The organism is Vibrio thalassae (genome assembly GCF_900089835.1).
In the GTDB taxonomy this organism is placed as follows: Bacteria; Pseudomonadota; Gammaproteobacteria; order Enterobacterales; family Vibrionaceae; genus Vibrio; species Vibrio thalassae.
Window position 1 is genome coordinate 306,282 of the sequence record NZ_OANU01000123.1, and the last position, 20,338, is coordinate 326,619.

Genomic DNA, 20,338 nt, shown 5'->3' on the forward strand with positions numbered 1-20,338 from the left:
AAGTGATAGTGGCTGGGCTTTATGACTTAAGGCCCAGCTTTTTTATTAAGCAGAAGAGGAGTTGTTATGTCTGCTTTCGCTTTTTTCGGCGCTCTAGAAATCGGTCTTATCTATGGACTGGTCGCGTTGGGTGTCTATCTCACCTTCCGAGTTCTTGACTTTCCAGACCTTAGCGTCGATGGAAGCTTTCCAATGGGCGCGGCGGTTGCAGCCACCGCGATCGTTGCGGGAATAGATCCTTGGGTTGCGACTGGCATGGCGATCCTTGCTGGTGCAGCAACGGGTTGGGTGACCGCTTTCTTAGCAGTACGGTGTGGAATCCTTCATCTTTTGGCATCGATCTTAACCATGATCGCCGCATTCTCTATCAATATCCGCATCATGGGGCGTCCAAATATTGCTCTACTTGGCGAAGACACCATCCTGACGCCTTTTGAAATGATGGGGGATGCGATGTATATCAGGCCGTTAGTGGTGGGTGTACTTGTTCTGGTATCGGCATGGTTTGTTGTTCGCCTCCTTAACAGTGACTTCGGTTTGGGGCTACGAGCGACTGGCGTCAATGCACGTATGGTTAAAGCTCAAGGTGCAAGCACTTCTTTTTATACCTATTTTTGTCTCGCTTTATCTAATGGTTTTGTGGGTTTTGCGGGTGCGCTGTTCGCTCAAACCAATAGCTTTGCGGATGTGACTTCTGGTGTGGGTACCATCGTGGTTGGTCTTGCCGCTGTTATTCTAGGTCAGACGCTGATTCCGGGTAAAAAGATTTGGGTAGCGGTCACTGCTGTGATTGTCGGTTCCGTTTTGTATCGTCTAGCTGTGGCGTTCGCATTAAGTTCTGGCATGTTTGGATTGCAAGCATCGGATCTTAACTTAGTGACGGCGGTCTTGGTTGCCATCGCACTGATTGCTCCGAAACTAAAAGGAAACCTCAAAGCAAAAAAGGGCGTTAAGCCTGTAAAGAGTCAAGCAGTATCTAATTCAGGCAAAGCGGGGAAAGTAGCATGATTCGTTTGGAAGATATTCAAGTTACCTTCAACCCAGGTACCATCCTAGAAAACCAAGCACTAAAAGGCGTCAATCTAGAGGTTCCAGAGCATCAGTTTCTAACGGTGATTGGTTCAAACGGAGCGGGTAAATCTACGTTACTTGGCGCTGTTACTGGTGAAACACCTATGATTGACGGTCGAGTGCTCATTGACGAAATGGACGTGACCAGACAAACGGTAGATCAGCGAGCAAACCAATGCGCTCGTGTATTCCAAGACCCCTTGGCCGGGACGTGTGGTGACCTTTCTATTGAAGAAAACATGGCCCTAGCATACATGCGTGGTAAAAAACGTGGTTGGAGTTTGTCGTTATCGTCAAAGCGTCGCAAGCTATTTCAAGAGCGCATTAGTATTCTAGGTTTAGGCCTTGAAGACCGATTGAGTGACAATATTGGGTTACTTTCTGGCGGTCAGCGCCAAGCGGTAAGTCTGGTGATGGCAACGCTGTCGGATAGTAAGCTGTTACTGCTTGACGAGCATACAGCGGCACTTGACCCGCGTATGGCTGCTTTTGTTATCGACTTAACTAAAAAGGTGATCAAGGAATTTAACCTAACGGTTATGATGGTAACGCACTCGATGAAAGATGCGCTGGCCTGCGGTGATCGAACCGTAATGCTACACCAAGGTGAAATCGTCTTAGACGTAGAAGGGGAGCAGCGCGCTAATATGCAAGTTCCAGATCTATTAGAAATGTTCTCAAAAGTTCGTGGTGAAGAGCTGGCGGATGATAGTTTACTTTTGAGCTAATTAGCCTGTCTTCAGCGTCTTTGCTTCAGTCATTGTCTAAGCCTTGATGCTACGCCTACAAACTGTGATCCCCCTTCAATTTGAAGGGGGAATTTTTATTGTGACGATTCCATTAAGATAACACTATCTCGATCCCTCAATTTAAGAAGAATAACAATGACGCAGCCTTTTTTATTTCATCCCCAGACTCACGATGGGGTAGTGCGTGTCGAAGATACACTGACTATTACTTTGTTTGCTGAAGCGAATGATTATGAATCGGTGAGCCTTCGCCACGAGCCCGACAATGAAGAGTATATGGTGCCAATGTCGAAAGTAGGCACAAAAGGACGACTTGATATTTGGCAGGCAAACCTTCCCCTAAGTGAAGATAAAGACGTCACATACTATGTATTTAAAGCGTTGACTCAAACCGAGCAGTATTGGTTAGATGCCCGCGGCGTGCAAAAACGTATGCCTGGGCGGGAGTATCACTTCAAGTACAATCGTCGCCATCAGCCGCCAAGTTGGGTGTCTGAACAAGTGTTTTACCAAATCTTCCCTGAACGCTTTTGTAATGGCGATCCAGATTTAGTCGTGGGAACGGGTGAATATCAATATCCGTCGCGCAACAGACAGTCTGTGAAAAAACAGTGGGGTGACAGTGTTGGTGATCACGGGGATACTGGTGCGGTAGAGTTTTTCGGTGGTGACCTTGCCGGTATTGAAAGTAAACTCGATTATCTACAAGACTTAGGTATTACGACACTTTATTTGAACCCAATATTTACCTCTTATTCCAATCACAAATACGATACGGTTGATTATTACTCTATTGACCCGAAATTTGGCACCAATGAGCAGTTTGCACAATTGACGGAAAAACTGCATCAGCGAGGCCTAAAAGTAGTGCTAGATGCGGTACTAAACCACACGTCGATTTCTCATTCATGGTTCGATATCCTTGGTAATGGTAATGGGGCTTATACATCGCAAGAAAGTCCGTATCGTGATTACTACTTTTTTGAAGGTAACACAGATAAGTACGTTGGCTGGAAAGGGATTGACACATTACCAGTATTGAATTTCCACAGCCAAGAAGTGCGCAATCAGATCTATCTGGATGATAGCTCAGTCATCAAGCATTGGCTCAAGCCTCCTTACAATATCGATGGCTGGCGTTTTGATGTGATTCATATGTTAGGTGAAGGAGAGGGAGCAACTAATAATGCGCACTATGTGAAAGCATTCCGTGATTCGATGAAGTCGGTGAACCCAGATTCTTATATGCTCGGAGAGCATTTCTTCGAGGCGACTCAGTGGTTACAGGGTGATCAAGAAGATGGAGCGATGAACTATTATGGATTTGCGCATCCGGTTAGAGCTTTGCTAGCAAGCAAGGACATCCAATTTGATCCAATAAACCTTGACTGCCATGACTTTCTTGAATGGCTTCAGGAAGCGAGTGCAAAGGTACCATGGAGTAATCAGCTGTCACAACTCAACCAGTTAGATAGCCATGATACTGAACGCTTTATTACAACACTTAGTGGCGACAAAGCGAAGTTTGCCATTGCAAACCAAATATTGATGTCTTATGTGGGAACACCGTGTTTGTATTACGGTGCCGAGATTGCTTTAGAGGGCTCTCATGACCCAGACAACCGTCGCTGTTTCCCTTGGGAGCAGGTTGAGCACAGTGAATGGCTACCGTACTTTAAAAAGATGATTGCCGTTCGTCGGAGCTCGAAAGCACTGCAAAAAGGTAGCTTTATGCCTTTGTATGTCGATGAAGCCTGTTTAGTGTTTGCTCGCCAACTAGATAGTGAGGTGGTGCTAAGTGGCTTCAATCTAGGAAAACAGTCTAACCAAGTAGAATTGCCCGTATGGAAGCTGGGGATTGAACAGGGAGCGTTTCGTTGTCCAATTACCGAGAAGATGATCTCTGCCAACAAAGGAATGCTCACCGTCTCGATAGAAGGCGAACATTCACTGCTACTAACCCATTAGCCTGAGTAAACTACTGTGGCAATGTCTCAAGTACATTGTCGCGGTAGTTCTGTATATGCTCAACGATAGGTGCAGCTTTATTGAAGGTACGGATCTCTCGGAACAACTCGTTCGCTTGAGGATATTGCTGACGAAGATATGAGAACCATTGTTTTACTCGGTTAGGGTAGTAAAGCCCTTTGTCGCCTTTGATTTCATAGGTCGAGTAGACCAGCAACAAATCAACCACGTCCTGCCACGGCATCACGGTGTGGTTATGTTTCACTACATTGCCGAGGTTAGGGACATTAAACGCGCCACGGCACACCATGAGTGAATCGATACCGGTGGTTTCTATACAGCGTTGACCATCTTCGAAGTTCCAAATTTCACCATTGGCAATGAGGGGAACTGACGTTTTCTTACGGATCTCATTGATATATTCCCACTTGATCTCGCTTGCTTTATAGCCACCAGTTTTGGTTCTAGCATGAACGGTTAACTCGTTGGCTCCAGCTTGCTCAATCGCATCGACAATCTCAAAGCAATCATCCGGGTTTTCCCATCCTAGGCGGATTTTCGCTGTCACCGGAATATTGAGGTCAACGGCTTCACGACACGCTTTAACGACGTTATGAATAAGCTCAGGGTGTTGCAGTAGGGCAGCTCCCCCTTTGCTTTTGTTAACCAGCTTTGCTGGGCAGCCGAAATTAAGATCGATACCTTTAGCGCCAAGGCTTGCCGCTCTTATAGCATTTTCTGCCATCCAGCGAGGGTCTTGACCCAGTAATTGAATATGAACGGGTGTACCGGACTTGGTCATCGAGCCTTGCGCTAGCTCAGGGCACAGTCGGTGGAATACGTGATCGGGTAGGATTTGGTCAACTACACGAACAAACTCAGTCACACAGAGATCGTAATCGTTGATCTCTGTAAGAATCTCTCGCATTAGATGATCTAAAACGCCCTCCATCGGGCCCAAAACAACACGCATACCAGTTCTCACTATACTCAGGGAGCGAGGATTCTACCTGTTATAGGGTAAAGAATCGACCATTGAGTTCAGCGACGTAGCCAAATATACTTGCTGCAAATTTTTAAGATAACAGATCAACGTATGAAATTCATCGAGCTACCTGCTGATTGGACAGGTGAGTCTAGTGCATTTATTGAAGGCGCAATCTTGGCGGCAAACTTTGCTGTTGAACCATTAAAGCCGGAAAGATGGTTAGCTAATGTGGTCGGCGACTATTCGGCTGAGCAAGAAGCATGGATTGTAGAACATTTAAATGCCCAATACGCCCAATTGAAGACGGCTCAATACCATCTTACGGATTTTATTGGCAGTAATACTGAACAGTTAGCAGACGTAGCCGAAGGGTTTATGACTGTGTGGTCTACTGTTGAACAGCAATGGATTAACAAGCAGTTTGCAGATGGCACGCAGCGCATGCTTCAAGCGCTGCTGACTACGTTTATGCTGGCTATTGATGAAGAGCAGACGCATAACGAAATGCGTCAAGCAGGGTACGAACAGCTACCACAACTAACGGAATTTCTACTACAGTTAGATGCGATGATACACGAAGTAGGTATGGCGGCTGATGAAATGATGATTGGACATCAATCTCAAACCGTTAACCCGTTTAAAGACGTGGGCCGTAATGACACTTGCCCTTGTGGTAGCGGCAAAAAGTTCAAGAAGTGCTGTGGTAAGTAATCTCTGACAACCATATAAAAACAAAGCCTCCAATTTGGAGGCTTTGTTTTATCAATCAGTTACCGAAAATCGTTACTGAAAACCACTTGCTCTGGAGCCAGACAGTTTTGCGCTTTGAGAGATAATGATAACAGCCAGCGCGACTAAGTTACCCGCGAAGATAATCACCAGCCATTGCGGCATTGATAGTGTTAGGAACTGCCAAACGACTTTAGAGCAGTCACCGTAGGCTTCAAATAACCAAGGAGCCCATTGGTTTAAAGGTGCCCAATCTGGGAAGGTGACGAACAAATCACAGGTCTTGAATGGTGATGGATTGAACTGATAGTCCACGTGTTCAAGCGCCAATGTTAATCCTTTGATTGCCGAAGCGCCCCAAGCGCCAAATCCAATCCAACGCATTACTGTATTTTTGGGATTGATCATACCGATCAGCGCAGCACCAGTAATACCAAACATGGCAACCCGTTCATAAATACACATCACGCATGGGTCAAGCTGCATAACATGTTGGAAGAATAAGGCGCAAAGCTCGAAGAAAATAGTGCAGATAAAAAGCAGGCCCCAAGACAAGCGAGTTTTGGAAAATGCTTTGATGTTGGAAAGAACCGTCACGGATACGTCCTTGTTGAAATAAAAAAGCTCTGAATACTCATAGCTTTTTAACGCGGATTAGTTTCACAATCAACTAAAAATTAGTGTCCAGATGAGACACTTGCCTCAATTACTTTGCCTGTGGCTTCGGTAATCCAGCCTAGATCATAGAATATCGCTGTCATAGGCTCTAAGAGGTAAGCAATACCAAATAAGCCGACCAAAGCGAGAACGATAGTGTATGGCAGGGCCATGACTACCATCTTGCCATAAGATAAACGGATTAGTGGTGCTAAAGCAGACGTAAGCAGGAATAAGAAGGCTGCTTGTCCGTTCGGTGTTGCTACTGATGGTAGGTTAGTACCTGTGTTGATAGCGACGGCCAATAAGTCAAACTGTGCACGGTCAATGACACCCTCGACCAATGCTGTTTTCACTTCGTTAATATATACCGTACCAACGAAGACGTTATCAGATACCATCGACAACAGACCGTTCGCAACATAGAACAGCGCTAACTGAGTACCCTTGTCTTCGATATGCAGCACAGCATCAATGATTGGCTTAAACAAACCCTGGTCGATAATCACAGCCACGATTGCGAAGAATACTGCAAGTAGAGCGGTAAAAGGCAGTGCTTCTTCAAACGCTTTACCCATCGAGTGCTCTTCAATAACACCAGTAAATGCTGTTGCCAGAATAATAACTGAAAGACCAATAAGTCCAACGGCTGCCAAGTGCATGGCAAGAGCTACGATTAGCCATACCGCAATAGCGCCTTGAATCCACAGTTTTGCAACGTCCTGATTAGTACGCGTTTTACGTTCTTCACGGTCAAAATCGACTAGGATCTGGCGAACGTTCTCTGGTAGTTTCGCGCCGTAACCGAAGACTTTAAACTTCTCAACAAGTGCGCAAGTAATCAGGCCACAAACGAATACAGGAGCCGTCACCGGCAGCATGCGCATAATGAACTCACCAAATTGCCAGCCAGCTTGGTCGGCAATAATAAGGTTTTGTGGTTCACCCACCATGGTCATTACACCACCCAGAGCGGTACCAACACCTGCATGCATGAGTAGCGAACGTAGGAAAGCGCGATAATCTTCCAAGTCGTCACGAGTTAATTCAGAAATATCTTCATCTTGGGTGTGGTCATGAGATGAACTGCTTGGTTGGCCTGATGCCACTTTGTGATAGATAGAGTAGAAACCGACCGCAACGCTGATGACAACAGCAATAACAGTAAGCGCATCTAGAAACGCAGAAAGAAACGCAGCTGCGAAACAGAAAGCAAGCGACAACATAGTCTTAGAGCGGATACCGAGCAGTATTTTAGTGAAGATGAACAGCAGCAGCTGCTTCATGAAGTAAATACCGGCGACCATAAACACAAGAAGTAGTAGTACTTCAATGTTGTTGACGATTTCGTGCTTCACCATACCAGGGCTGGTCATTCCAATCGCAACCGCTTCGATTGCAAGTAGACCACCAGGTTGTAACGGGTAGCATTTTAGCGCCATAGCAAGCGTGAAAATGAACTCAATGACCAACAACCAACCTGCGGTAAACGGGTCAATGAAGAAGAAAACGATAGGGTTGATAATTAGGAAAGCGATGATCGCTACTTTATACCAGTCGGGTGCTTTACCAAGAAAGTTCTTGATAAAAGCATTTCCTAAAGACATCGGCATAGTAATACTCTTATGTTGTTATTAATCGACAAATGCAAGGGTACGAGAGTATTTGAGAGGGCTTCCAAACAATATCTAAACTTAAAAAACTTAGTAAACGAACAATGTTTTCACGGAGTGTGGACCATTGTTCACTTGCCAAGTCCCTCAGTTGCTAAGCACTCCTTGCTTCGCCCGAAACTCTACTCTTCGGTAAGATTTAGTCAACAAAAATAATAAATTCAGATTAGCAAACTTCTACTTTTTGTTAAAAACGCGATCTATACGTAATAAGCAAAACATAGACATGCGCAATAGTTGCGTTTTTGGGCCCTAGATGGCTGACCACTTAAAACATGACTCATGGATAATATTCGAAACATAGTTGCTAAAAAAGTATGTTTTTCTGCATGATTTACCATTAATGTTCGATAAAAACGTATTGATTAGCTTCATCTATGTTGCTCGAATAACCATAATCCATAAGGAGTTTGAGGTTAATAGAACATTAATAAATATGTAATACTTATACCTCATACCTATAAATGGTTATGGTCAGCGAATTGTTAATATAGAGTATTTGCTCTATAGGGTTAATGTTGCAGATATAAGTAGTGTAGGTTTACCAAAATCTCGAAGTAGTGGTATGATGAGTTTTATACACGAATAAATAAAATGATTGGATACACCCCTAATGGTAATTAAGGCGAAGAGCCCAGCAGGGTTCGCTGAAAAGTATATTATTGAGAGCATCTGGAATGGCCGTTTTCCACCAGGCTCCATTCTTCCAGCTGAGCGAGAGCTATCTGAACTAATTGGGGTAACAAGAACCACACTTCGAGAGGTGCTACAGCGCTTGGCAAGGGATGGTTGGTTGACTATCCAACATGGCAAACCGACGAAGGTGAATCAATTTATGGAGACATCAGGTCTTCATATTCTCGATACACTCATGACGCTTGACGCAGACAACGCAACCTCAATCGTTGAAGATTTGTTGGCGGCTCGAACCAATATTAGCCCCATTTTCATGCGTTACGCCTTCAAAGCGAACAAAGAAAATTCTGAGCGCACGATTGAGCGCGTGATTGACTCTTGTGAAACATTGTTGAGAGCCGATTCATGGGATGAGTTTGTTGCTTCTTCTCCTTATGCCGACAAGATCAAACAGAACATTAAAGATGAAGGTGAAAAAGACGACGCGAAACGACAGGCTCTGTTAGTCGCGAGAACCTTCAACTTCTATGACTATATGCTTTTCCAACGTTTGGCGTTCCATTCTGGAAACCAGATCTATGGCCTTATCTTTAACGGCCTTAAGAAGTTGTATGATCGTGTAGGTAGCTATTATTTTTCTAATCCAGAAGCCCGTTCGCTCGCTCTAAGCTTCTACAAAGAGTTGTTGGACGTGTGTCGTACCGGAGATAGAGACAAACTTCCTTTGGTGATTCGCCATTATGGTATCGAGAGTAGTCAGATTTGGAATCAAATGAAGACCACGTTGCCGACAGACTTTACTGAAGACGACAGTTAATCAAAGAGAGGCCGCAATAGCGGCCTTTTTTGTGAGCGCGACTACGGAACTAGACAATCACCGTATTCGGTATGGGTTGATAAAGCGCTTCAGCCATTTCTTTAATAATGCCATCGTAGTTGACAAAGATAAGCTCGGATAACTCAGACGTCAGTTGGTACATAAATGCTTTGTCGAGGTCGACTGCTGGGTGCTCGATTAAGGCTTCTATTTTGCCAATGGCAATGCTGTACATTGGCGATGGGATTGATAACGGTCCGACTAAACTCAATTGATTCACTTTGCGATGGATTTGATTGCAATAATGCAGTGCGCGTTGTTTGCCAAGCTCCGATTCAATGCTATCAATACAAAGTCTTAACTGGGTTAAGCAATCAAGTGAGTCAATAACACTCTGCCATAGAGTACGATACTCTTGCTCCAGTTCATCTCGGTTCACATCCATCAACCACGCGACCAAAATGTTATTGAGGAGCAGTAATGTTTGGCGTATGAGTTTACCGTGTATGATCTGGTTTTTACTTACGCTGTGTTTTTTCCAACAACGACTTAATAGCTTTATATTGCTATGCAATACTCGATACGTGGGCTTGTTGTCGACGTGAGCAATGTCCGTTAAAGCAAGGCAACACTCTTCCATTGCTACTTCAACCTTGTCAAGTTGCTTGCTCTTTTTCTTGTCAAACATCAACGTGTAGTGAGTAGCCGTGCGATGCTGTCTGATCAATGTGACCAACTCGCGCAGATGAACGATAAGTTGATATTTACGTTCCGTCTTCGCTTCGATGATTTTAGCGTACCGGTAAATGGTTGCGAGAATCGCGAACGATATAAGTAGAGACAGTAATACAAACATAACGACCTCCTGTGTCGAAAATATCTACTGTCAGTGCTTGAGCAAGTGCAGTGCCAAGTAATTATCTACTTTAAAACAATGAGTTAAGAATTTTTTATTTAAGAGGAGTGCGACCAATTGGTGCAAATGCACACTTAGCGTGAATTATGTCACAAAAAAAGCCAGCACGAAGGCTGGCTTATAGCAGTCAAAGAGACGGTTACATAACACGCATACCCGGCTGTGCGCCTTCGTGCGGTTCGAGAATCCAAAGCTCACTACCACCAGGGCCAGCTGCTAGGATCATGCCTTCAGACATACCAAACTTCATCTTACGAGGTTTTAGGTTTGCGACCATCACGGTAAGCTTACCTTCTAGTTCTTCTGGCTTGTAAGCGGATTTAATTCCAGAGAACACTTGGCGCGTTTCACCGCCAATATCTAGCTGGAATTTTAGTAGTTTGTCTGCTTTTGGCACTTCTTCACAAGAAATGATTCGAGCGATACGCATGTCTACTTTAGCAAACGCATCAAACTCAATCTCTTCTGCGATTGGATCTTTACTCAGTTCCGTTTCTGTCTTAGCGGCTTCCGCTTTCTCCTTCGCAGCTTGCTCTGCCGCCGCATCTTCTTTAGACGCTTCGATCATTGCTTCTACTTTCTTAGGATCAATACGGTTGAACAGCGCTTTGAACTTAGTGATCTCATGAGCGGTTAATGGCTGTGCAATGCCTTCCCATGTTAGTTCTTCATTTAGGAAAGCTTCAGTTCGAGCCGCGAGAGCTGGCATCACAGGCTTGAGGTAAGTCATCAGCACACGGAACAAGTTAATACCAACAGAACAGATATCTTGTAGCTCTTGGTCCTTACCTTCTTCTTTCGCGACAACCCATGGTGCTTTTTCATCAACATATTGGTTGGCTTTGTCAGCCAGTGCAGTGATCTCACGAATCGCACGACCAAATTCGCGAGCTTCATACAACTCAGCGATACGCTCAGCCGCGGCTGCAAATTCTTTGTAAAGCTCTGGCTCAGCAAAGCTATCAGAAAGCTTACCTTCGAAACGCTTAGTAATGAAACCAGCATTACGTGATGCTAAGTTAACAATCTTATTCACGACATCGGCATTAACACGTTGTGTAAAGTCTTCAAGGTTAAGGTCAAGATCGTCGATACGGCTGTTCAGTTTCGCTGCGTAGTAGTAGCGTAGACATTCTGGGTCTAGGTGGTCAAGGTAAGTGCTTGCTTTCACAAACGTACCTTTTGACTTGGACATTTTCGCACCGTTAACCGTCACGTAACCGTGAACGAATACGTTGTTTGGTTTACGGAAGCCAGAGCCTTCAAGCATGGCGGGCCAGAACAAGCTGTGGAAGTAAACGATATCTTTACCGATGAAGTGGTAAAGCTCAGTATTACTGTCTTTGTTCCAGTATTCTGCGAAATCTAGATCGTCACGCTTGTCACAGAGGTTTTTGAAAGAACCCATATAACCGATAGGTGCATCTAGCCATACGTAGAAGAACTTGTCTTTTTCACCAGGGATTTCAAAACCGAAGTAAGGCGCATCACGAGAGATGTCCCACTGTTGCAGACCAGATTCAAACCATTCTTGCATCTTGTTTGCCGTTTCAGTTTGAAGTGAGCCAGAGCGAGTCCACTCTTTCAACATACTTTCAAATTGAGGCAAATCGAAGAAGAAGTGCTCAGAATCCTTCATGATTGGTGTCGCGCCGGATACCGCAGACTTAGGATTGATCAGCTCTGTTGGACTGTATGTTTCACCACAGTTGTCACAGTTATCACCGTATTGGTCTTCAGACTTACACTTAGGGCAAGTACCTTTAACAAAACGGTCTGGGAGGAACATCTCTTTCTCAGGGTCAAACAACTGAGAAATAGTGCGGCTGGAAATAAAGCCGTTCTTTTTTAGCTCCAGATAGATGTGCGATGCAAGCTCGCGGTTCTCTTCTGAGTGCGTGCTGTGGTAGTTATCAAAACTGATATCAAAGCCAGCGAAATCCTTTTGGTGCTCTTCGCTAACTGCTGCGATCATTTCTTCAGGCGAGATCCCCATCTGCTGAGCTTTCAGCATGATTGGTGTGCCGTGAGCATCATCAGCACAAATGAAGTTTACTACGTTGCCGCGTAGACGTTGGTAGCGCACCCAGATATCCGCTTGGATATGCTCAAGCATATGTCCTAAGTGAATAGAACCGTTAGCGTACGGTAGCGCGCAAGTGACCAACAGTTTCCTTGAGTTAAGGTTTCTTGGATCGGTTGCCATACTTTAGTTTCGCTTTCTTTATTCAGAGTAAAATATTCGCTAATACTACATGATGACTGCCACGACTCCAAGGTATCGCGAGTCAATCACCATAACTTTTTTGGGGTTCTGGTTCAGGCAACAGAATGCTAATCTTAACGGGACTAAAAATAATAAGGAAAGCAAGATGCGCACGTTCGAATCAAAACAAGATTTTTGCCAGTGGCTCGGAGAGTTTGGTGGGGAAAACCTCAAACTGGGTTGGAGCGAGTCACCGGATGTGGTGTCTGTTTCGGCATCTGGTGAATTCCAAATTACATTGCCTTTCGCTAATAAATCCTTGATTTCAGAGCTGACGACTTGGATTGACACACAGCAGAAATCAAACCAAGTGGCGCCATTTGAGTTTTCTGTAACCAGCAAAGTGAAAGCTCTGGAAACCACAGTGGCGTCAGAAATCAAAGGGGTAAAAAACGTTATTGCCGTGACATCCGCTAAAGGTGGAGTAGGGAAGTCGACAACCGCGGTGAACCTAGCGCTCGCGATTAGTCAGCTTGGAGCGAAAGTCGGTATTCTTGATGCAGACGTTTACGGACCATCTATTCCAATGATGTTTGGGAAAATCAATGCCCACCCGGACGTTCGCGACGGAAAGTGGATGCAACCTGTAACGGCGCACGGCATTTATACTCAATCTATTGGCTACCTTATCAGCTCTGACGATGCCGCGATTTGGCGCGGTCCGATGGCATCCAAGGCGTTAGCCCAACTGCTGAATGAAACCGAATGGCCAGAACTGGATTATCTGGTGATTGATATGCCTCCAGGTACGGGGGATATCCAGTTGACCCTTTCGCAGCAAATTCCAGTAACTGGCGCGTTGATTGTTACTACGCCGCAAGACTTAGCGTTAGCGGATGCTATCAAAGGCGCTGCTATGTTTGAAAAAGTGTCGGTACCTGTGGTGGGTATTGTCGAAAATATGAGTTATCACATTTGCAGCCAGTGCGGTTCAAAAGAACATATATTTGGCTCAGGTGGCGCTGAATGGATGGCTGCAAAATTTGGTCTTAACCTATTGGGCCAAGTGCCTCTGCATATTGATATTCGCGAATCCATTGATAATGGTGCGCCAACTGTGGTGTCAAATCCAGAGGGTGAACATGCTCAGATCTACGCGCATTTAGCAGAAAGAGTCTGTGCCGATCTCTATTGGAATGGAAAAGCAAAACCAGATTCCATCTTATTCAAAATGGTTGAATAATGACCGAGCCGAGCTTGTTGTGAGCTCGGTTTCTTATTGACTCCACTTTGTAAAATGAAGTAATCGATTGCAATGCCCTATTTCTTGAGCGAGGGCGAAATTGGTCATCAAATAAGTGAGATATCGACTAGTATCTAAGGGGGGATGTCCATATAATTACTCGGTTTTGTCCTCACCACCATATATGTACTAGGTGCAAAGAATGTCTGATAATAATCAATGTGTCATCGTAGGTATCGCTGGCGCGTCTGCTTCTGGAAAAAGCCTCATTGCGAGCACAATCTATAACGAACTTCGCGAGAAGGTCGGCGACCATCAAATCGGAGTGATCACGGAAGATTGTTACTACAATGACCAAAGTCATTTGAGTATGGAAGAGCGCGTAAAAACTAACTACGACCATCCAAGCGCACTCGATCATGACCTGCTTTGCGACCATCTAGAAAAGCTGATTAAAGGCCAAGCGGTTGAAGTACCAGAGTACAGTTACTCTGAACACACCCGTACAGATAACACGACGTCTATGACGCCAAAGAAAGTGATCATCTTAGAAGGTATTCTTCTACTGACAGATCCACGTCTGCGTAAATTAATGCATGCGACAGTATTTATGGATACTCCGCTTGATATTTGCTTATTACGTCGTGTGAAACGTGATGTTGAAGAGCGCGGTCGTACGATGGAATCGGTACTGCAACAGTATCAAAAAACCGTTCGTCCTATGTTTATGCAGTTTATTGAACCGTCTAAACAGTACGCCGATATCATAGTGCCTCGTGGCGGTAAAAACCGCATTGCGATCGACGTGCTAAAAGCCCATATTGCAAAGCTATTAAAAGCGTAATCCTTACAATATTTGGATTGAATTCTTACGTTGTTAGCATCCAAACTGTTCTATACTGAGCGGGTGCGCTGATAACGTTTAAATTGCTTTATTTTTTAATAAATTAGTGGCACTTTATGTGCCACTTTTTGTTTTCCGCTTTGCAAGGAAGATGCGAATGAAAAAACTACTCCTCATTTTAGCGATACCGATTGTCCTTATCGTTGTCGCGGTCGCTGCTTTGGTGATGTTTGTTAATCCCAATCAATTCAAACCTATGATTGCTGAGCAAGTTCAGGCACAAACGGGTCTAGAGCTTGAAATAAGTGGTGATATCAATTGGCAGTTCTTCCCTTCCCTTGGATTTGAACTCGGTCAAACGAATCTTAAAAACCCGAAAGGTTTTAAAAACCCGAATCTATTTAGTGTCAGCCAAGTTGGTGTAAGCGTGGGTGTCATGCCGCTGCTGGATAAAACACTAGAAATTGGTTCAGTGACGCTCGATGGTGCGCAAGTGCACTTAGAAACGTTAAAAGATGGAACCTCTAACTTGGATACCTTGACTGCCGCAAAGAAAGGCGCTGAGTCCGTTGCTTCAGAAGACCAGGCAACGACAGAGCCAGAGGCTGCGCCTTCAACCTCTGCTGCGCAAGGTTGGAGTATCTCGTTATCAGGAGTTACCGTCTCCAATGCGTTACTTGAGATCTCGAATGAAAAAACGGGATCATTCATCAAGCTTTACGATGTAGGGTTAAATGTCTCTCAATTTGCCGCTGACCAGTGGACAACCGCCGACTTTGATCTAAAGGGTCAAAATAATGACCAGAATTTTACTGCGAACGGTACGGCAGACTTTAAGTTGAGCAAAGACTTTGCTGAGTATGCACTGAAAAATATTAAGTTTGATGCTACATACCAAGATGCGGTCAATAAGGTTGAACAAGCTCAATTAACGTTGGCGACATTCGAATTCGATAAACCAAACAGTATCGAATTTATCGTAAACGGTAAGACGCCAGATCTTAGCTTCAATGCCAAAGGTGGGACGTCATTCGAAATTGATAAAGCGATGACGATGCTTAAGCTGAGCGCGTTGACTCTTGACTCCACTTTGGAGGGTAAGCCGTTACCTCAATCGCCAATGAAAGTCGGAATGTCATCGGATTTAAGCTTCGACCTTAAGAAGAACTTCCTAAACTTTGTACTTCAAAAGCTATCACTCAATAAAATGGAGCTAGATGGAAAGGCAACTGTTCAACTGGCGGATATTCCGAAAGTTCGTTTTTCACTGCATAGCCCTAATATAGATCTCGATGAGTTCTTAGGACTAAACCAAACTCAGAGCAATGCCAAAACAACCAATGCTGGTGGACAGCCAAGTGCTTCTTCAGGCAACTCAGCGCCTGTAAAAGAGGTAGAACCTGACTTGAGTGCGCTTAAAGGTTTGGATGTAAAAGGCAGCGTGACGATTGATAAATTTAAAGCAGCGAACGCGCATATGCAGAAAGTAAACGCTGACTTTTATGTTAATCGTGGCGTCGCAGAACTCACGTCATTTAGTTCTCAACTATATAGCGGCTCTATTACAGCAAAAGCAAAACTGGATGCTCGTAAATCACCTGCAACTTACAGTGCAGTGAAGCGCATTCATGGCGTAAAAGTACAGCCACTGCTAAAAGACGTTGCCAACAACGATATGCTCGAAGGTACGGGTAATATAGACGTTAACGTTACTGGTAAGAGCTTAACCCCAGCCGGTATCAAGAAGAACCTGGCAGGGACAGTCGCGATCAACTTCACTGATGGTGCAGTCAATGGTATTAACGTCGCGCAAATCATCAGAGAAAACTACGCTCGTTTCAAAGGCCAGTCTGTTGAAGCTGAAAAAGGGCCTAAGAAAACTGACTTTAGTGCGATGAAAGCCACCCTAAAGCTGGCTAAAGGTGTCGTCTCGACTAAGGACATGGCGGCCGAGTCACCTTTACTGCGTATTCACGCCGAAGGCTCTGCAAATTACATCAATGAAACCATCGACTTTTTGGTAAGAACGTCTATCGTGGGCACATTAGAAGGTCAAGGAGGTCAGAGCATTACTGAGCTACGTGATGTGACGATTCCAATTAAAGTAACAGGGGCTTGGACTGATCCTAAATTTGCCCTTGTTTTTGATGATGTATTGAAGCAAAAAGCACAAAAAGAAGTAGAACGTGTAACAGACCGTCTCGGTATTAAAGATGAGAAAACAAAAAAGGCTGTCGACGGGCTGCTCAAAGGGTTGTTCAACTAATACATTGCCCAAGGCTAAATAAAATCAATGCCAGCGTGAATCACGCTGGCATTTTTAATATCAGGGACTAAGTGTGGTAACAATATCACTACCAATGACAGGCAAGACCTTGTTGTTGTTCGCTCTGTTCTGCTATCAGTAATCGCCACGATTTGAGCATCGCAGCGGCGTTAGTGAACGTGATGTGTTGTCGATAGCGAGCGTTTTTTAGTGACTGAGGTTTTAGTCACAAGCTTTGGAAAAAGCGTCTAATGTCAAGGTGCTAAAAAGTAAACACCTTGACATGACTATCTTGAAGGGAGGTTTATCATGCGTTAAAGCGCAACGAAAATACCCGCTAAACAAGCACTCATTAGATTAGCTAAAGTACCAGCCAATACGGCTTTAAGGCCTAAGCTTGCAACGTCTGAGCGGCGCTCTGGTGACATGACCCCGATTGAACCGAGTTGAATGGCGATAGAACCGATATTAGCGAAACCACACAGTGCAAAAATCACGATAACTTGACTGTGTTCCGATAGACTGGCTTTATGCTGAATGAAGTCAATGAAAGCAACAAACTCATTCATGACGACTTTTTGGCCGATAAACGAACCTGCCATTAGCATTTCACTCTGGTCGATACCGATAAGCCAAGCGACAGGGGCGAAAAGATAACCGAACAGCAGTTGTAATGTGATGCCTTGCGCTCCAAACAGCTCCGCTATCGATTCAATCGCGGCGTTGGCCATCGCTATCACACTAACAAAAGCGATAAGCATGGTACCCACAGCGACCGCCACCTTCACACCGTTCATCGCACCTGCTGCCAAGGCATCAATCACATTACTTTGGTCGCCAGTATCTAAATCGACAGAATCATGAGCTACCGGTGTTTGTTGTTCAGGCACGATAAGCTTAGCCATCATCAACGATCCAGGAGCTGCCATGAAGCTTGCCGCGATTAAATACTTTAGTTCTACGCCTAAACCAGCATAGCCACCAAGCACACTGCCTGCTACCGAGGCCATTCCACCAGCCATGACCGCGAAGAGCTCTGAGCGAGTCATGGTTGCAAGAAATGGACGAATAAGCAGTGGAGACTCACCTTGTGATAGGAATATGTTACCAGTCGCGACCAAAGATTCGGCTTTACTCGTTCCCAAGAATCTTTGAATTAAACCACCGAGTACACGGATAACCGCTTGCATGATGCCTAAATAGTATAGTGCGGAGATAAGCGCACTAATGACGATAATAATAGGGAGGACACGGATGGCGAAAATAAAGCCTTCAGACGCTAAATCACCAAACAAGAATTGGATACCAACGTCAGAAAAACTCAGGACTTTAGCAACGCCAGAACTCATAGCGCCAAGGACATCCTGCCCAAAAGGAATGTAAAGCACGAACGCGGCAAACAGAGTCTGGAGAAGGAGTGCTCGAAGGACCGTATTCCAATTAATAGCTTCTCGGTTCTCTGAAAAGATAAAACCGATGGTCAGCAATGAAACAATGCCGACTAAACCGAACAGGATGGTCGTTAACATTGGCCCACCTCACGATAACTCAAACAGTTGAGCATGGAGTACGATGACCAAGAGGAAACAGCGGAAAGCTGAGGAAACCACTGGCTGTGGTAACTAAAGATAAATTTGCCCATTTTTATACCCTTTACAAGCGTGTAGTTTGAAGCTGGTCCAAATCCTTGGGTCGTTCACAGTTCCTTGGTGACGGCTTGTATTGGTGTATAGCTAGAAGATTACGCAGCATGCGAAGTGCCCTAGCAAACGGGAGGGCAGTATACAGTAAAAAATGAGACTTACATCCCATTTTTTTGCCTCTTAGAGTTGATTGGTTAAATGTTCACCAATCGACGCCTTTTAGCGCTTTTACACCCGACTCGAAAGCATGTTTAATATTTTTTACCTCCGAAACGGTATCGGCGATGTCGATGAGCGCGCGATGAGCTCCGCGACCTGTGATGATCACAGACTGCATCTTCGGGCGATTGAGCAATGCTTCGACCACTTCATCCAACTCGATATAGCCATAACTCACCATATAAGTCAGTTCGTCAAAGAGGATCACATCCAATGAGTCATCTTTCAGCATGCGTTTGCATTCTTGCCAAACCGCTTGAGCTGCTTCAGTGTCTGTGGTTTTGTTCTGGGTTTCCCACGTAAAGCCTGTTGCCATCACCTGAAATTCAACGCCTAACTTCTCGAGTAGGTTACGTTCGCCGTTATCCCAAGTCCCTTTTATAAATTGAGCGACGGCGCACTGCTTTCCATGACCAACCGCTCTAGCAATGGTCCCAAAGCCTGATGTTGATTTGCCCTTACCGTTACCGGTGATGACTAACAACAACCCTTTTTCTTTTTGAGCGTTGGCGATCTTTTTATCAACGTTTTCTTTTACTTTCTGTTGTCGTGCTTTATGACGATCCTGTTTTTGCTCTTCGGAGAGTGACATGGTGATTCCTTATGTTTAGCTGCTAGTCCTCTGTATTCGGTATATGATAATGAAATAGAAACAGAAAAAAACAAGACAAAGTTCAGGGGTAATAGGATGAAAAAGGTTATCGCTGCGCTGTGGCGATAGAGGAGTATTGTTCGCTTTTTAAAAGATCATGCAAGGGATAAATACTTAAGCGCTAGGTTTTCGAAGGGCTAATATCTTGGATTTGCTTGAAAACCTCTTCAGCTTCAGCCGTTAGCCGAGAGTAAGTTCGTATGTCACCGTTTCTTTGAGCTTGCATAGCTTGTTCAAGAAGCATTGAATGACGCTTTTTTAGTTTTTGGGCTGGGTTGCTTTTTAGAAAAGAAAACATAGAAGGGTCCGCTAGTGGTCAAATCATTTTCTACGCAGAGAGAGTAATATAGTTCATTCGAAGGTAACTTTAGGCTACAAACCTAACAGATAAGGATTAAGCGTTGCGTGGCTAAGGTTAAATCTCAAGTTTTGAACAAGCTCGAGCTTCTATTCTATACAAGTAACGAGCTTCTACTCCATACGAGTAAATAGTGCGATCTGCTTTAGAAGCGTAGCGGCCTTGATACTTTCCTCAAGGCGACCGAAGGTACTACAAGTAGGAGAGTCTTGCTTTATCAATGATTTAGCTATCTAGTGTTGATTATTAGTGGCTGTTTTTCCTTATCTTGTTGATGACTGCCATTATCCTATTATTGGATGCCTTTCGGTTATCTCGGTCGAGTGGCTCTCATACGGGCCATAAGCATTAAGAACTGAAGGGTTGGTAAGGGTCGTCGTCTCCACTTTTGGGTTTGACGTTCTTTGTATCGGAACGTCACCGAGTCTTCTCCCACTTTGATGTATCGCCTCTAACACTCTTGCTCTCCACCCTTTAGCGAGAGCGAAGGCGTTAATTAACCTGAGATCGGTTTAAGCCATCGCCATCAATCCTGTCTTTTCAGTGTTTGTGATGTTGAGTGATGGCTTTTCTGGTTTCAGACAGTAAGCGATTAGTCCGCCAAGTAAATTCAACATAAAACCATGTAAGCTGCGATGCCTTGAGTGCTCTATTTGAGATATATTCTTTAATTGGTCATTAATCGTTTCAATAATGAACCTTT

The 20,338-nt window shown here is 44.5% G+C and carries 17 protein-coding genes; 8 read left to right on the top strand and 9 right to left on the bottom strand.

The annotated features are described in order from the left end of the window. The first annotated feature begins 66 nt into the window (after positions 1-66). The 3 genes from VTH8203_RS21820 (at position 67) to malZ (ending at position 3,788) form a co-directional block, all read left to right on the top strand. Positions 67-1,008, top strand: a complete 942-nt coding sequence (locus VTH8203_RS21820; RefSeq protein WP_096995545.1) for an ABC transporter permease — start codon at positions 67-69, stop codon at positions 1,006-1,008. Then, positions 1,005-1,799, top strand: coding sequence for an ABC transporter ATP-binding protein (locus VTH8203_RS21825; RefSeq protein ID WP_096995546.1), 795 nt, complete (start codon positions 1,005-1,007; stop codon positions 1,797-1,799). Before VTH8203_RS21820 ends, VTH8203_RS21825 begins: the two co-directional genes overlap by 4 nt. Before the next feature lie 156 nt (positions 1,800-1,955). Then, complete coding sequence (gene malZ, locus VTH8203_RS21830; RefSeq protein WP_096995547.1) at positions 1,956-3,788, top strand: maltodextrin glucosidase; 1,833 nt, start codon at positions 1,956-1,958, stop codon at positions 3,786-3,788. Between the two features lie 10 nt (positions 3,789-3,798). Here the strand turns inward: malZ and dusC are convergent, their stop codons facing one another. Beyond that, the gene (dusC, locus tag VTH8203_RS21835; protein ID WP_096995548.1) at positions 3,799-4,761 is read right to left on the bottom strand and encodes a tRNA dihydrouridine(16) synthase DusC; all 963 of its coding nucleotides are present in this window, start codon (positions 4,759-4,761) and stop codon (positions 3,799-3,801) included. A 123-nt stretch (positions 4,762-4,884) separates the two neighbouring features. Between dusC and VTH8203_RS21840 the strand changes: the two genes are divergently transcribed. Continuing rightward, entirely contained in the window at positions 4,885-5,487 is a 603-nt protein-coding gene (locus tag VTH8203_RS21840; RefSeq protein WP_096995549.1) for an SEC-C metal-binding domain-containing protein, read from the top strand. A 72-nt stretch (positions 5,488-5,559) separates the two neighbouring features. Here VTH8203_RS21840 and dsbB read toward each other — a convergent pair whose 3' ends face one another. Together dsbB and nhaB are read right to left on the bottom strand one after the other, a co-directional pair. After that, on the bottom strand, positions 5,560-6,102 hold the full coding sequence (gene dsbB / locus VTH8203_RS21845; protein WP_096995550.1) for a disulfide bond formation protein DsbB: 543 nt from the start codon (positions 6,100-6,102) through the stop codon (positions 5,560-5,562). An 80-nt stretch (positions 6,103-6,182) separates the two neighbouring features. Then, a complete protein-coding gene (gene nhaB / locus VTH8203_RS21850) occupies positions 6,183-7,775 on the bottom strand; it encodes a Na(+)/H(+) antiporter NhaB (RefSeq protein WP_096995551.1) in 1,593 nt (530 codons plus the stop codon). Positions 7,776-8,448: 673 nt separating this feature from the next. Between nhaB and fadR the strand changes: the two genes are divergently transcribed. Next, entirely contained in the window at positions 8,449-9,288 is an 840-nt protein-coding gene (fadR, locus tag VTH8203_RS21855; protein WP_096995552.1) for a fatty acid metabolism transcriptional regulator FadR, read from the top strand. Between the two features lie 49 nt (positions 9,289-9,337). Here fadR and VTH8203_RS21860 read toward each other — a convergent pair whose 3' ends face one another. Both VTH8203_RS21860 and metG read right to left on the bottom strand, forming a co-directional pair. Beyond that, positions 9,338-10,144 carry a hypothetical protein gene (locus tag VTH8203_RS21860; protein WP_096995553.1) on the bottom strand — a complete coding sequence of 269 codons (807 nt, stop codon included), beginning with the start codon at positions 10,142-10,144 and terminating at the stop codon, positions 9,338-9,340. A gap of 199 nt (positions 10,145-10,343) precedes the next feature. Beyond that, on the bottom strand, positions 10,344-12,410 hold the full coding sequence (gene metG, locus VTH8203_RS21865) for a methionine--tRNA ligase (protein ID WP_096995554.1): 2,067 nt from the start codon (positions 12,408-12,410) through the stop codon (positions 10,344-10,346). Positions 12,411-12,576: 166 nt separating this feature from the next. On the opposite strand from metG, the gene apbC reads away from it, so the two are divergent. The 3 genes from apbC to VTH8203_RS21880 all read left to right on the top strand — a co-directional run bounded on the left by apbC (position 12,577) and on the right by VTH8203_RS21880 (position 16,763). Further along, the gene (gene apbC / locus VTH8203_RS21870) at positions 12,577-13,653 is read left to right on the top strand and encodes an iron-sulfur cluster carrier protein ApbC (protein ID WP_096995555.1); all 1,077 of its coding nucleotides are present in this window, start codon (positions 12,577-12,579) and stop codon (positions 13,651-13,653) included. Between the two features lie 202 nt (positions 13,654-13,855). Next, positions 13,856-14,497: a uridine kinase gene (gene udk / locus VTH8203_RS21875; protein WP_096995556.1), complete on the top strand. Its 642-nt coding sequence runs from the start codon at positions 13,856-13,858 to the stop codon at positions 14,495-14,497. Between the two features lie 157 nt (positions 14,498-14,654). After that, positions 14,655-16,763, top strand: coding sequence for an AsmA family protein (locus tag VTH8203_RS21880; protein ID WP_096995557.1), 2,109 nt, complete (start codon positions 14,655-14,657; stop codon positions 16,761-16,763). A gap of 314 nt (positions 16,764-17,077) precedes the next feature. Here VTH8203_RS21880 and VTH8203_RS21885 read toward each other — a convergent pair whose 3' ends face one another. From VTH8203_RS21885 to VTH8203_RS21895, 4 genes are all read right to left on the bottom strand, one after another. Further along, positions 17,078-18,292, bottom strand: a complete 1,215-nt coding sequence (locus VTH8203_RS21885) for a NupC/NupG family nucleoside CNT transporter (RefSeq protein ID WP_096995558.1) — start codon at positions 18,290-18,292, stop codon at positions 17,078-17,080. Positions 18,293-18,608: 316 nt separating this feature from the next. Then, entirely contained in the window at positions 18,609-19,217 is a 609-nt protein-coding gene (gene cobO / locus VTH8203_RS21890) for a cob(I)yrinic acid a,c-diamide adenosyltransferase (RefSeq protein ID WP_096995559.1), read from the bottom strand. Positions 19,218-19,398: 181 nt separating this feature from the next. Next, on the bottom strand, positions 19,399-19,575 hold the full coding sequence (locus VTH8203_RS24660; RefSeq protein ID WP_158296214.1) for a DUF6435 family protein: 177 nt from the start codon (positions 19,573-19,575) through the stop codon (positions 19,399-19,401). Positions 19,576-20,147: 572 nt separating this feature from the next. Then, on the bottom strand, positions 20,148-20,338 hold a 191-nt coding region (locus VTH8203_RS21895), incomplete at its 5' end, for a transposase (RefSeq protein WP_279627164.1).

Bases quoted from the DNA above. Each gene is read 5' to 3' on its own strand.
- VTH8203_RS24660 (WP_158296214.1), bottom strand. From the start codon at position 19,575: ATGTTTTCTTTTCTAAAAAGCAACCCAGCCCAAAAACTAAAAAAGCGT.
- VTH8203_RS21885 (WP_096995558.1), bottom strand. From the start codon at position 18,292: ATGTTAACGACCATCCTGTTCGGTTTAGTCGGCATTGTTTCATTGCTG.
- cobO (WP_096995559.1), bottom strand. From the start codon at position 19,217: ATGTCACTCTCCGAAGAGCAAAAACAGGATCGTCATAAAGCACGACAA.
- fadR (WP_096995552.1), top strand. From the start codon at position 8,449: ATGGTAATTAAGGCGAAGAGCCCAGCAGGGTTCGCTGAAAAGTATATT.
- VTH8203_RS21820 (WP_096995545.1), top strand. From the start codon at position 67: ATGTCTGCTTTCGCTTTTTTCGGCGCTCTAGAAATCGGTCTTATCTAT.
- malZ (WP_096995547.1), top strand. From the start codon at position 1,956: ATGACGCAGCCTTTTTTATTTCATCCCCAGACTCACGATGGGGTAGTG.
- VTH8203_RS21880 (WP_096995557.1), top strand. From the start codon at position 14,655: ATGAAAAAACTACTCCTCATTTTAGCGATACCGATTGTCCTTATCGTT.
- apbC (WP_096995555.1), top strand. From the start codon at position 12,577: ATGCGCACGTTCGAATCAAAACAAGATTTTTGCCAGTGGCTCGGAGAG.
- metG (WP_096995554.1), bottom strand. From the start codon at position 12,410: ATGGCAACCGATCCAAGAAACCTTAACTCAAGGAAACTGTTGGTCACT.
- dusC (WP_096995548.1), bottom strand. From the start codon at position 4,761: ATGCGTGTTGTTTTGGGCCCGATGGAGGGCGTTTTAGATCATCTAATG.
- VTH8203_RS21825 (WP_096995546.1), top strand. From the start codon at position 1,005: ATGATTCGTTTGGAAGATATTCAAGTTACCTTCAACCCAGGTACCATC.
- VTH8203_RS21860 (WP_096995553.1), bottom strand. From the start codon at position 10,144: ATGTTTGTATTACTGTCTCTACTTATATCGTTCGCGATTCTCGCAACC.
- udk (WP_096995556.1), top strand. From the start codon at position 13,856: ATGTCTGATAATAATCAATGTGTCATCGTAGGTATCGCTGGCGCGTCT.
- VTH8203_RS21840 (WP_096995549.1), top strand. From the start codon at position 4,885: ATGAAATTCATCGAGCTACCTGCTGATTGGACAGGTGAGTCTAGTGCA.
- nhaB (WP_096995551.1), bottom strand. From the start codon at position 7,775: ATGCCGATGTCTTTAGGAAATGCTTTTATCAAGAACTTTCTTGGTAAA.